The organism is Brevundimonas sp. (assembly GCF_047617075.1).
In the GTDB taxonomy this organism is placed as follows: domain Bacteria; phylum Pseudomonadota; class Alphaproteobacteria; order Caulobacterales; family Caulobacteraceae; genus Brevundimonas.
On record NZ_JBLGCI010000012.1, the window covers coordinates 1 to 12,632 of the forward strand.

Consider the following 12,632-nt stretch of genomic DNA (forward strand, 5'->3'; position numbering starts at 1 on the left):
CCCGCTGCGCGGCCCCCCTCCCCCAGGGGGGGAGGATCATAACGACTCCAGCCGCTTCAGCGCCGCCAGCATCTTCGCCTTGCCCGCCTCGGCGGCGGCCAGTTTCTCGCGCTGCTCGTCCACTACCTCGGGGGCGGCGCGGGCGACGAAGTTCGGGTTGCCCAGCTTCTTGTTCACATGGCCGATGTCGGACTCGAAGTCGGCCACCGCCTTTTCCAGCCGCGCGCGCTCGGCGGCCAGATCGATCAGGTCGGCCAGCGCCAGGGCGGCGGTGGTGGACCCCGACACGAAGGTGACGGCGCCCGCCGGCGCCGCGTCCGCCGTCTGAACCGCCGAGACGCGGGCCAGGGTGAGCAGCAGATCGCGATGACGCTCCACGCGGGCGGCGGTCTGGCCGTCGGGCGCCACGATGGTCAGGGGCGGCTTGGCCGAGGGCGGCACGTTCATCTCGCCGCGCAGGGCCCGCACCTCGGTGACCAGATCCACCAGCCAGCCGATCTCGGTCTCGGCGTCCGCGTCCACGAAAGCGTCGGGGAAGGCGGGCCATTCGGCGCCCATGACCAGACCCTCGCCTCCCAGCTGTTCCCACAGCTCCTCGGTGATGAAGGGCATGACCGGGTGCAGCAGCTTGATGGTCTGGTCCAGGGTCCAGGCGGTCATGGCCCGGGTCTCGGCCTTGGCGGCCTCGTCGGCGCCGCCGAACACCGGCTTGGCCAGCTCCAGATACCAGTCGCAGAACACGTTCCAGATGAAGCGGTACAGGGCGCCCGCCGCGTCATCGAACCGGCCGCCCTCGATGGCGTCCGCCACCTGCCGCTCGGCCTTGACCAGCTCGCCTCGGATCCAGCGGTTGATGGTCTGCTCCACCGTCGCCGGATCGAAGCCCTCGACCCGCGCCGCCTCGTTCATCTGGGCGAAGCGGGCGGCGTTCCACAGCTTGGTCCCGAAGTTGCGATAGCCCTCGATCCGCTGTTCCGACAGCTTGATGTCGCGGGTCCCCGACAGGATCGCCATGGTGAAACGCAGCGGGTCGGCGCCCAGCCGGTCGATGATGGTCAGGGGATCGATGACGTTGCCCTTGGACTTGGCCATCTTCTGACCCTTCTCGTCCCGGACCAGGCCGTTGATGATGACGCGCCGGAACGGAACCTCGTCCATGAAATGCAGGCCCATCATCATCATCCGGGCGACCCAGAAGAAGATGATGTCCGCCGCCGTGACCAGATCGGAGGTGGGATAGAACCGCTCCAGGTCCTCGGTCTTCTCCGGCCAGCCCATGGTCGAGAACGGCCACAGGGCCGACGAGAACCAGGTGTCCAGCACATCCTCGTCGCGGGTCAGGGCGGTCTCGGCGCCGTAGTGTTCGCGCGCGGCGGCGCGGGCGTCGTCCTCGGTCTCGGCCACGAAGATTTCGCCGTCCGGGCCGTACCAGGCCGGGATCTGGTGACCCCACCACAGCTGGCGCGAGATGCACCAGGGCTCGATGTTGCGCAGCCACTCGAAATAGATCTTGGAATAGCTGGCGGGCTCGAACGTCGTGTCGCCTTGCTCCACCGCCTTGATGGCCGGCTGAGCCAGGGTCTTGGCGTCAACGTACCACTGGTCCGTCAGCCACGGCTCGATCACCACGCCCGAGCGGTCGCCGTGCGGGACCACGTGCTTCGTCTTCTCGACCGCCTTCAGCCAGCCATCTTCCTCGGCGCGGGCGACGATGGCCTTGCGGGCCTCGAAGCGGTCCATGCCCTCGTACTCGGCGGGCACGTCCGGCGTGTCGGCGGCGGTGATGCGCGCCTGCGAGTCCATGATGTTGAGGGCGGCCAGACCGGCCCGCTTGCCCACGCCGAAATCGTTGAAGTCATGGGCCGGGGTGATCTTCACCGCGCCGGAGCCCTTGGTCGGGTCGGCGTAGTCGTCGGCGACGATAGGGATGCGCCGGCCGGTGATCGGCAGGATCACCGACTTGCCCACCAGCCCGGCATACCGCTCATCGTCCGGGTGCACCGCCACGCCGGTGTCGCCCAGCATGGTCTCCGGCCGCGTGGTGGCGACCACGATGTAGCCGCGCGTCTCCCATTCCGTCGCCTTGCCGTCCTCGTCGAAGGCGACCGGATGCTCATAGGTGACGCCGTCGGCCAGCGGATAGGCGAAGTGCCAATAGGCGCCCTCCATCTCCTTCTGCTCGACCTCCAGGTCAGAGATGGCGGTCTGGAAATGGGGGTCCCAGTTCACCAGCCGCTTGTCGCGGTAGATCAGGCCGTCCTTGTGCAGTTGCACGAACACCTTGCGCACCGCCGCGTTCAGGCCCTCGTCCAGGGTGAACCGCTCGCGGCTCCAGTCGCACGAGGCGCCCAGGCGGCGCAGTTGGCGCACGATGTTGCCGCCGCTCTCGGCCTTCCATTCCCAGACCTTTTCGATGAAAGCCTCGCGGCCCATGTCGCGGCGGCCCACATTACCTTCGGCGGCCAGCTTGCGCTCCACCACCATCTGGGTGGCGATGCCCGCGTGGTCGGTGCCCGGCAGCCACAGCACCGCCTTGCCCCGCATCCGGTGATAGCGGGCCAGAATGTCCTGAAGCGTGTTGTTCAGCGCATGGCCGATGTGCAGCGAGCCGGTCACGTTGGGCGGCGGAATGACGATCGAATAGGCGTCCGCCGCGCCGTCGGTGGCGGCGCGGTCGCGCGGCGCAAATAGACCGCTGGCTTCCCACTGGGCGTAGTGGCGCGGTTCGGCGGCCTTGGGGTCGAAGGTCTTCTCAAGCATCGCGTGATCGTTTCGTCGGAAAGAAAAAGGCGGCCCCGTCGGAGCCGCCTTCCGTAGATAGTCTGATGAAAGCCGAAGGGCTAGCGGCCGCCCTGGCGTGAGATGCGCTCCACCTCGGCGCGTACCTCGCGCTCGACGATGCCGGGCAGGTTCGCATCCAGCCAGTCCTTCAGCATCGGGCGCAGCAGTTCGCGCACGATGTCCTCCAGCGAGCGGGCGTCGGCCGGGGTGCGCGCGGCGGCGGTCAGGCCCGCGAAGGCCGAGGCGGCCGCGCCGGCGGCGGCCGCGCTGACCAGCGGATCGGCCGGCTGTGCGGCCACGGGCGCCGGCTGCGGCGCGGGAGCGGGTTCCGGCTCGGGGAAAGGTTCGGGCTCGGGCGCGGGGGCCGGAGCGGAGACCTCGATGTCGCCGATGCTCTCCTCGGCGGCGGGGGCCTGATAGGGCTCAGTCAGCTCCAGCACCTCTTCCTCCTCCTCGGCCTGAGCAGCCGGTTCGGGGGCGTCAGCCTGCGGTTCGGGCTGGGGCTCCGGCTCGGGTTCCGGCGCGGGGGCTTCCTCGGCCTGAACAGGCATGGGCTCGGGTTCCGGCTCGGACGGCGCAGCCTCGGCGGCGGCCCCGTCGGCCGGGACGTCGTCCTCGGAGATGATCCGCCGGATGGAGGCGAGAATCTCCTCCATGGTCGGTTCCTGGGCGGACTGATCGGTCATGGCGAATCCCCGAAGCGGACGGTCACAATCTTCAAGCGTCAAAGGAGCGCGCGCTGTTCAGCGCGCCTGCCCCCTTGCCCTTGTCGTCGCACTTAGCCGTTCCGGAATCAACGCTCGTTTTCGCCGGTCGGGTGAATTGCCCCGCCTATTCAGACGGCGCCGTGCGGACGATTTCGGACTTCAGCTGCTGGTCAATCGGAGCGTCCACCTGATCATTGGCCGGCATGATCGAGGGCGCGGCGATGCGGTCGATGGCCTCGATTGCGCCGTCCCACGGCAGGCCGCCGCGATTGCGCACCCGCTGGAAGTTCGCCGAAGCATCGTAGGGATCCAGCGACGGCACCAGGTTCGCACCCTCCAGCCGGCCCATGGCGGCCAGAAGCGCGGCCTGGGCCACATATTCGTTGCGCCGCGCGGTGACCAGATTCACTTCGGCCGAGCGCAGCTCCAGCTCCTGATTCAACACGTCCAGGGTAGTGCGCAGGCCCACCTGGGCCTCCTGCCGTACGCCCTCGGCGGCGATGCGGGCTGCGCGGACGGCTTCCTCTCCGGCCTGAAGGGAGGACTGAGCCGACACCATTTGCGCATAGGCGGCGCTGACGGAGCGCAGCACCTCGCGGCGCTCGCCCTCCACGCCGATCTGAGCCACGTTTGCTTCTTCCAGCGCCTGGGCCACCCGCGAGCGGTTCAGCCCGCCGGTGAACAGCGGCACGGTCAGATTGGCGGTGACGTTCAGGCTGGTGCGCTCGAAGGGGTCGAACTCGTCCAGGGCGCTGGACCCGCCATAGCTGGCGTTCAGGCCGACGGACGGCAGATATTCGCTGCGGGCGGCGGCCACACGGGCCTCAGCGCCGCGCAGACGGTACTCGGACGCGATCAGGGTGGGGTTCTCAACCAGTCCCGTATCCAGAGCGACGTCGAAATCGGCCGGCACGCCCGGCAGGGGCGGCGGCGCTTCAAGGTCGGTGGGCGCCTGGCCGATCACGGCCGCATAGGCGGCGCGGCTGACCGACAGCTGGGCCTGGGCGGCGGCCAGATCGGACTCCGACTGCGCCAGGCGCGCCTCGGCCTGGGCCACGTCGGTGCGGGTGATCTCGCCCACTTCGAAACGGGCGCTGGCTTCTTCAAGCTGGCGGCGCAGGACGCCCAGATTGTCCTGACGGATGCGCAGAACCTCCATGTCCCGCTGCACGTCCACATAGGCCTGGATCACGCCCTGCAGCACCGATTGCTCGACGGCGCGCAGGTCCTCGCGCCCGGCCATCACCGCCGCCTCGGCGGCATTGATTCCGTGGGCCAGGCGGCCACCGGAATAGAGCACCTGGGACAGGCCCACGCTGACGCTGCCCGAGTCGGTCTCGCGCGCGGCGCCGCCGCTGGAGAAGGCCGCGCCGGGAATGGTGGCCGTGGCGTCCGGGATGCCGTCGCCGTCCGTGTCGATGGGGACGGGAATGTCAGGGATCGCGCCGCCCGACGTCTCGCCGTAGTTGCGCGTGTAGGCGGCGCCCACCGAGGCGTCGATGCTGGGACGCAGGCCCGAGCGCGCCTGGACATAGGTTTCGTCCAGCGCCCGCTGCTGGGCCCGCTGCGCCAGCAGGGTCGGATTGGTCTGGTAGGCCAGGGCGATGGCGTCCTGCAGCGAGTCCGCAGAAACCGGCCCGGCCAGCGCCGTCATCAGGGCCAGAGCGGCGGCGGAAGCCAGCGCGCGGGTACGTCTCACCATGACCAGTCCTCAATAGCTCTCGGGCGCGTGTTCCACCCTGTCAGGCTGGTTTGCGGAATGCCCGCCGTTCACGCCAGTTAAGTTTTTTTCACGCGGAACGGGTTTCAGTCCGTCGCACGGTCGATTCAGAAGTTGAAAGCCGGCTCGGGCGTTATGCCGTCCAGCATCGGCGGCGACCCGTCGAACAGCTCGCGTCGTGAGAAACCGTCACGGCCACGCACATACAGCACGCCGCGACCAGCCGCGCCCTTGCGCTCCACCACCGCCAGACGCCCGCCGACGGCCAGGGCGTCCAGCCAGGCCTGGGGCCGCGTGGCCACGGCGCCTTCGCTGATGATGATGTCGTAGCCCTCGCCCTGCGGCTGGTCGAACGGCGCGACGACGGTCTCGACACCCGCGTCCGACAGGGCGGGGGCGACCACGTCCAGCACCGCCTGATCCGCTTCCTGGGCCGTCACCGTCGCGCCAAGCCGGGCCAGCACGGCGCCGGCGTAGGGCGCGGCGATGGCCAGGGCCGTCTCGCCCGGCCGGGCCTCGACCGCGCTGAGCAGCTTGGCGACCTCGCGCGGCAGCATCAGCACACGGCCGTTCGCGATCTCGCATTCCGCTTCCGCATAGGCCGAGAACGCCCGGTCCGGCGCACAGAAGCGCTCGCGCGGCACGGCCAGCAGCGCGGCCTGAAGCGTGCGGTCGGTCACGTCGTTCACGCGGACCTGGGAATCCACCATCATCTTGCGGGCGGCGACGAAGTCCATGGCAGCTCGAATCCTGAACGGCCCGAAGGCCGGAAAACCTGCGCGCCTTATAGGTCCGCCCGCCCCGGCCCGGCAAGGCCGCCCGGCCCTGCTCATGGTGAACGCCGAAAACGCGCGTTGCGGCGGTGCGGACGATCTGATAGCGAACGCCCTCGCTCAAGCGACGGCCCCTTTGACGGGGCCCCGGCGGCCTGATGGCGGAGTGGTTACGCAGCGGACTGCAAATCCGTGTACGCCGGTTCGATTCCGGCTCAGGCCTCCAAACACATCCTTCTTCTCTTTGACTCTCGCAGCCACGCCGACGGCGAGGCGTGCCGCAACTAGGCGTTGACCACGCTCCTGCACCAGGCGTAGCGTAACATCGTTACGGGAGTGGGCCGATGAGAGCGATCTGCGTCTTGAGCCTGGCCGCCGCCCTGCTGGGCGGATGCGCCCACATCGGCCCTGCGGTCACCGCCTTCAACGAGGGTGATCTCTCGGCGCCGATGCGTGTGGATACGGTGGAATGCCTGCGCCAGCTGGCCCGGCCGACGGATGTACAAGATGTGGGCGCGTCGTGCGCCGCCGACTCGCACTACGTCGCCGTGCGCGTTCAGGCTGATGAATTGCAGCGCCATTACAGCCAGCGGGCCCGGCGTCAGCAGATCTTCATGGATACGAGCGCGGGCCTGACCGCCTTCGGGGCGGCGGGCGCCCTTGAGGGCGGCCTCACCGCCTCCACCCGCGAGGCCTGGGCCATCGCCGCCTTCGTTCCCGTTGTTGTGGACGAATTCAACGCCTACGAGCCGACGCGCGAACTGTATCACGGCGGCGCCCTGGCCCTGCAGCTGATCAGCCGGCGCTATGATCGCCTGTTTCGCGCGCTGGAACTGATGGAGAATTCCGAAGTCGCGTTCAATTGCACGACCCTGGGCCAAACCGTGGGGCGGATTCACGCCTGGCCCGCGCGGAATGAACAAAGAGCCGATGACCCCGGCGACGTTATCCTCGCCGAAGCCGACCGGATCCTCGCCGACTGTCAGCGGCTGGAACAGCGGGCCGGGGCGCTGACCTACCTCGTCGACCATATGGGCACGCTGCGGGACCAGCTTGCTCGGGATTATGCGGCGGACGTCCTGCGGCTGGATCACGCCCTGCTCGCAAAGGACCGGGAGCTCCGCTACACGGCGGGCGAAACTCTGAGCGCAATCGCCGCCAGCCCCTTTCGCGCCATCGACGGCCTGCTGACCGGCGAGGACAGCCGCAACGCCATCAACAGCATACGGACCCAGATCACCTTTTCGGGGTTGAACCTTGATCTGGCGACCATGCCGCTGCCTCAGCCGCCGGCGTCGCCCGGCGCGCCCGCCGTCTTGTCCAGCGCCGTGGCGGCGCGGTCCCTGAGCAGTTCCACCCCGGCCAATGTCGCGACCGAGGTTCGCGCGCTGAGGGCGCAGCTGGAGGTTCTGAGAGGTCAGGAGCAACGGCTGGCCTTTCTGTACGGCATAGCCGGCGACCTACTCTCGGCGTCTCGCGCCGATCATCTCCGCTTTTCCTACGACCCCGCCACGCGCACCACGACTGTGCGGCTGGAGCCAAGGCCGACGCCCCCGACCGGGACCATGAGTCTCGATTCCGCAGCGACGCCCGTGTCCTGAAGGCTGACGGGGCCCACCACCTCGGGACGTCGCCTCATCCAAACCGCATCTGGTGCAGGGCCACCGCGCTGGTGGCGGCCACATTCAGGGAATCGAAGCCGCCCGCCATGGGGATGGCCACGGTGCTGCAGCGGGCCATGACGGCGGGCGAAAGGCCCGGCCCCTCGGCGCCGAGGATCAGCGCCGCCCGGCCGCCCGGGCGCACATCCGACAGGCGCTCGCCGCCCAACGGGCTCAGCGCCAGCAGGGAGAAGCCGGCCGTCTCCAGCGCGTCGATCATGGCCAGCGGCTCGACGCCCGCAACGAAGGGCGTGCGAAGAGCCGCGCCCACCGAGACACGGATGGCCTTTCGATACAGCGGGTCACAGCAATGGGCGTCCAGCAGCACGCCGTGGGCGCCGAAGGCCGCCGCGTTGCGGAAGATCCCGCCCATGTTGTCGTGATTGCCCACACCGCACACCGCCACCACCAGGGCGTCCTCGGGCGCGGCGTTCAGCAGGTCGGCAAGCTCCGGTTCGGCGGGCTTTTCGCCCAGGGCCAGAATGCCCCGGTGAATGGGGAATCCGGCGACGGCGTCTATGACCGCCTGCCCGGCCGCATAGACCGGCGCGTTCAAGCGTTCGAGCACCGGCCGCAGGGTCTCGACGCGCTGCTCGGCGATCAGGGCCGAGACGGCGCGACAGCGGGATTGGGGCGAGGCCAGCACGTTCAGCACCACCGCCCCCTCGGCCACGAACAGGCCCCGGCGGCCGGTCAGGTCGCGTTCTTTTATGTGGCGATAGCCCGCCACGCGCGGGTCGGCGGGATCGTGAATCGGAATGGGCGTCATGGTTTACCCGGCATTAACCAAATCACCCGAAGGAGGAAGCGTCTTCTCTTTCGGAGACACCCACCATCACCGAACTGCTTTCAGCCCGGCTTCATCGCCGGGCTTTTTTCTTGCGCGGAGGGGGCCCGGCCGACGCCGTCTAGCACCGACGCCGACCGGGGCCGAGGCTAGCGAAGGACCGCCAGCACGAGCGTCGCCGCCGCCACGACCCAGAGGGTGGTGAAGAAGTGACGGTGGATGAAAAGCAGAACACGTCCGCCCATCGAAATGCTCGTTCATGACACTGGCGGCCGCATGCCGCCTCGGACCCAACATGGCTTCGCTCCAGGCGCGAAAAAGAGGCGCGCCGAACGCAAGTGCGTGAACAGGCCGTGAACTGTCGTGAGGGCCCGGCGAGGGGCGATGGCTCCGCGGGTAGGATTCGAACCTACGACCAGCCGATTAACAGTCGGCTGCTCTACCACTGAGCTACCGCGGAACAGTTCGCTCGGGAGGCGCGGCTATAGCAGCGTGTTCACGGACGATGCAAGCCGCGTGACGGCGGAAAATGTCAGGGCGCCGAAGGGGTGTCGGAACCGGCGGGCGGATCAAACACCCAGGTGGCCTGACCGGCCCCGCCGGGCGTGGGCCAGTCGATGCGCAGGGCCCCGCCCTCACGCCGCGCACGTGCGTCGCCGGACGGGGCGGCCAGGGTCAGCGAAATCTCCTGCTCCCCTGTGGGGCCCCGGGCGCGCAAACGGTGGGGGCCGGGCGACACGGCGGCGAAGCGCGCCTGAATCCAGCCCTGCTCGTCCCCTTGCACCGTCTGGGGCGGCCCGCCGTTCAGATCGACCTGAACGGGCTGACCCGGCATGACTCGTCCGCCGACAAGCAGGCCGCCGCCATCATAGTCCGCCGTCGCCAGAAGCCCGGCGGGGCCCACGGGACGGGCGGCGGCGCCTGCGCGCAGGATGACCGCCGACGCCTGGCCGGCCGAAACCGCCAGCCATTGGCCGGTGCGCGCCTCCTGGGCGCCGCGGGCCACATCGATGCGCCACAGCGTCAGGTTCGCCCCTAAGACCAGACGAATGGCGAAGGCGCCCTGATCATCCGCCGACGCCGCGGCCGCCAGCCCCGTCCGGTCGGTCAGGACGATCCGCTGGCCCGGCTCGGCACGACCGGAAACGATCACCGCCCCGTCGGCGAACTCTGCGGCGTCGAACAGGGGCGGGGCCATCCACGCCGAGGTCGCGGCGGCGGCGCTGGCGGCGGGGGCCTGCGGATCATCGGGGGTGCACGCCGTGATCAGCAGCGCGGCGCCCAAAGTCGCAATCAGCCGTTTCATCCGTTCATCCCCGCCTGTATGGCTTGGTGATAGCGTGACGGGTCCGTCCTGTCCCGTCCCACCCCCTTTTTCGCCAGATTGATCATGCCCCAAGGCCCCCTGCCCCACGACCTGAAGCCCGTTCGTTCCGTCTGTCTGTTCTGCGGTTCGTCGGATCGGGCCGACCCTGAATACATCGTCTGGGCGCAGGAGCTGGGCAAGGCCCTGGCCGCCGAAGGCATGCGGCTGGTCTATGGCGGCGGCGGGGTCGGCCTGATGGGCGCGGCGGCGCGAGCGGCGCACGAGGCCGGCGGCGACGTGCTGGGCATCATGCCGCTGTTCCTGCGCAGCCGCGAGCGGCTGTTCGAGGAGGTCGAGACCCTGATGACCCCCTCCATGCACCAGCGCAAACAGCTGATGTACGACGAGTCCGACGCCTTCGTTGTGGCGCCGGGCGGCGTGGGGACCCTGGAGGAAGTGGTGGAGATCCTGTCGTGGAAGCGGCTGGACCTGCACGACAAGCCGGTGATCTTCCTGAACCAGGGCGGGTTCTGGGACAGTCTGTTCGCCCTGATGCGCCACACGGTGGATGAAGGCATGACGCCGGCGTCCTTCATGGACGCCTGGGAGGTCTGCGACACCGTGGACGACGTGATGGCGGCGCTGAAGCGCGCACATGAGGCGCCTCGATTGCGCCATGATCGTCGATAACTTATCAACGATCATTATCGTGGCCGACGCAGGTTGCGATTGACAACTCGCCTTGACAGTTTCGTTTGAAGACTGACACATGGCGCCGTGGGGCGCGACGCGCGCCCCGATATCATCGGAGACCTCCCCATGCGTGCTCTCATCGCCGTCGCCGCCCTGGCCCTCGCCGTTCCGGCCATGGCCCAGACCGCCGCCACCAGCCTGACCCTGGCCGACGCCTCCACCGCCCCGTCGGGCCGCGTCATCATCGACGGCGCCAGCTGGACCTGCGACGAAACCGGCGCCTGCGAGGCGCGCGGCGGTAACAGCCAGCCCGCCGATCGCGCCTGCCGCCGCGTGGTGGCGCGTCTGGGCGCCGTCACCGCCTTTTCGTGGAAGGGCCAGGCCCTGAACGAGCAGGAAATCGCCGCCTGCAACGCCTCGGCGGGCTGAGCCTGCTTCCGCCCGCCCCGCGGCCCATGGCGGCCGGGGGACGGGCGGACCTCCACACACTCGCGCACGTCCTGAAGCGGGTGAGGGTTTGAAGGAATCCGCGCCCGGCGCTAGGGATGCGGCCCTTCCCCTCGATTTCCGCCAGACTGAGCGCCATGCACGACATTCGAGCCATCCGTGAGAACCCCGACGCCTATGTGGCGGGCTGGTCCGCGCGGGGGGTGGATGACGCGTCCTCAGTGGTGGCGCGGATTCTGGAGCTGGACCGCGACCTGCGCGCCGCCCAGACCGAGGGGCAGGAAGCGCTGGCGGGGCGCAATGCAGCCTCGAAAGCCATCGGCGCGGCCATGGGCAAGGGCGACAAGGCCGAGGCCGATCGCCTGAAGGCCGAGGTGGAGACCTTCAAGGGCGTCATCGCCGGGGCGGGCGAGCGCGAGGCGAAGGTCGGCGCCGAGCTGCGCGACCTGCTGGCGGGTCTGAAGAATCTGGCCGCCGCCGACGTGCCCGACGGCGAGGACGAGGCGGGGAACGTCGAACAGAAGACCTGGGGCGAACCGCGCCGGACCGGTCCCGCCAAGGACCACGCTGATCTGGGCGAGGCGCTGGGGATGCTGGATTTCGAGGCGGCGGCCAAGATGTCGGGCGCCCGGTTTGCGGTCATCAAGGGCGGTCTGGCCCGGCTGGAGCGCGCCATCGGCCAGTTCATGCTGGACATGCAGACGGACAAGCACGGGTATCAGGAAGTGAACCCGCCCTATCTTGTGCGCGACGAGGCGATGTTCGGGACGGGGCAGTTGCCGAAGTTCAAGGACGACCTGTTCGCGTCGTTCGCGATGGCACCTGTAAGCTTGGAAAGCTGGCTTCACAGCGGCCTTTACGCTGAAGATGCCCCCGATTGGGAAGGCCTCCGTGAGGCGGTTGAAAAATTCCTAACAACCAATGCCGCTGATGATGGCACCTACGCTGACTACGACCACTACCTAAATCATTTTCGGGGCGTGGTCCTCAACGCCATGAAGGCACAAGACGTTCGCAGTCGCTGGTGGATGATCCCCACCGCCGAAGTGTCCCTGACAAATCTGGTCCGTCAGCAAATCCTGTCCGAAGACGACCTCGCCACGCCCATGCGCCTCACGGCCCTGACGCCGTGCTTCCGGGCCGAGGCGGGGTCGGCGGGGCGGGATACGCGCGGGCTGATCCGCCAGCACCAGTTCAGCAAGGTGGAGATGGTCTCCATCACCCGGCCCGAGGACTCGGGCGCCGAGCACGAGCGCATGACGGCTTGCGCCGAGGCGGTGCTGGAGGCGCTGGGCCTGCCCTATCGCCGCATGCTGCTGTGCAAGGGCGACATGGGCTTTTCGGCCATGAAGACCTTTGATCTGGAAGTCTGGCTGCCCAGCCAGGGCACGTTCCGCGAGATCAGCTCCTGCTCCAACTGCGGCGACTTCCAGGCCCGCCGCATGGACGCGCGCTTCAAGCGGGCCGGCGAGAAGAAGACCGAGTTCGTCCACACCCTGAACGGCTCGGGCCTCGCGGTGGGCCGGACGCTGGTGGCGGTGATGGAGAATTATCAGGACGAGGACGGCCGGATCGCCGTGCCGGACGTGCTGCGGCCGTACATGGGGGGGATGACGCATGTGGGCGCCTGATCCCCTCTCCTATGGGGAGAGGGACGGCTCCACGCACGGAAACGCGAAGCGGTTCCGTCCTCGCGTGGAGGGTGAGGGGGTTCGGTGCGAGCCTTCTGGCCGCTTAACCCCTCATCCCCCGCGCAA

10 protein-coding genes and 2 tRNA genes are annotated in these 12,632 nt (G+C 68.8%); 5 read left to right on the plus strand and 7 right to left on the minus strand.

Going from position 1 to position 12,632, the window contains the following annotated elements; genetic code table 11:
* Positions 1–36: 36 nt before the first annotated feature.
* From ACI8U3_RS11945 to ACI8U3_RS11960, 4 genes are all read right to left on the minus strand, one after another.
* Positions 37–2,760, minus strand: coding sequence for a valine--tRNA ligase (locus ACI8U3_RS11945; RefSeq protein WP_415015100.1), 2,724 nt, complete (start codon positions 2,758–2,760; stop codon positions 37–39).
* An 80-nt stretch (positions 2,761–2,840) separates the two neighbouring features.
* Positions 2,841–3,467 (minus strand): DUF2497 domain-containing protein, encoded by a 627-nt coding sequence (locus tag ACI8U3_RS11950; RefSeq protein ID WP_415015101.1) that lies wholly within the window; start codon positions 3,465–3,467, stop codon positions 2,841–2,843.
* 145 nt (positions 3,468–3,612) lie between these two features.
* Entirely contained in the window at positions 3,613–5,190 is a 1,578-nt protein-coding gene (locus ACI8U3_RS11955) for a TolC family outer membrane protein (RefSeq protein WP_415015102.1), read from the minus strand.
* A gap of 125 nt (positions 5,191–5,315) precedes the next feature.
* Positions 5,316–5,945, minus strand: a complete 630-nt coding sequence (locus tag ACI8U3_RS11960; protein WP_415015103.1) for a protein-L-isoaspartate O-methyltransferase family protein — start codon at positions 5,943–5,945, stop codon at positions 5,316–5,318.
* A gap of 188 nt (positions 5,946–6,133) precedes the next feature.
* Between ACI8U3_RS11960 and ACI8U3_RS11965 the strand changes: the two genes are divergently transcribed.
* Together ACI8U3_RS11965 and ACI8U3_RS11970 are read left to right on the plus strand one after the other, a co-directional pair.
* A tRNA-Cys gene (locus ACI8U3_RS11965) sits at positions 6,134–6,207 on the plus strand.
* Positions 6,208–6,325: 118 nt separating this feature from the next.
* Complete coding sequence (locus ACI8U3_RS11970) at positions 6,326–7,582, plus strand: hypothetical protein (RefSeq protein ID WP_415015104.1); 1,257 nt, start codon at positions 6,326–6,328, stop codon at positions 7,580–7,582.
* A gap of 34 nt (positions 7,583–7,616) precedes the next feature.
* Here the strand turns inward: ACI8U3_RS11970 and ACI8U3_RS11975 are convergent, their stop codons facing one another.
* The 3 genes from ACI8U3_RS11975 to ACI8U3_RS11985 all read right to left on the minus strand — a co-directional run bounded on the left by ACI8U3_RS11975 (position 7,617) and on the right by ACI8U3_RS11985 (position 9,735).
* The gene (locus ACI8U3_RS11975; protein ID WP_415015105.1) at positions 7,617–8,411 is read right to left on the minus strand and encodes a TrmH family RNA methyltransferase; all 795 of its coding nucleotides are present in this window, start codon (positions 8,409–8,411) and stop codon (positions 7,617–7,619) included.
* Between the two features lie 403 nt (positions 8,412–8,814).
* Positions 8,815–8,889: transfer RNA gene (locus ACI8U3_RS11980), tRNA-Asn, on the minus strand.
* Positions 8,890–8,961: 72 nt separating this feature from the next.
* Positions 8,962–9,735 carry a hypothetical protein gene (locus ACI8U3_RS11985; RefSeq protein WP_415015106.1) on the minus strand — a complete coding sequence of 258 codons (774 nt, stop codon included), beginning with the start codon at positions 9,733–9,735 and terminating at the stop codon, positions 8,962–8,964.
* A gap of 84 nt (positions 9,736–9,819) precedes the next feature.
* Between ACI8U3_RS11985 and ACI8U3_RS11990 the strand changes: the two genes are divergently transcribed.
* From ACI8U3_RS11990 to serS, 3 genes are all read left to right on the plus strand, one after another.
* Positions 9,820–10,425, plus strand: a complete 606-nt coding sequence (locus tag ACI8U3_RS11990) for a TIGR00730 family Rossman fold protein (RefSeq protein ID WP_415015107.1) — start codon at positions 9,820–9,822, stop codon at positions 10,423–10,425.
* 129 nt (positions 10,426–10,554) lie between these two features.
* Positions 10,555–10,857, plus strand: a complete 303-nt coding sequence (locus ACI8U3_RS11995) for a CC_3452 family protein (RefSeq protein ID WP_415015108.1) — start codon at positions 10,555–10,557, stop codon at positions 10,855–10,857.
* Positions 10,858–11,012: 155 nt separating this feature from the next.
* Positions 11,013–12,506: a serine--tRNA ligase gene (serS, locus tag ACI8U3_RS12000; protein WP_415015109.1), complete on the plus strand. Its 1,494-nt coding sequence runs from the start codon at positions 11,013–11,015 to the stop codon at positions 12,504–12,506.
* Positions 12,507–12,632: the final 126 nt, after the last annotated feature.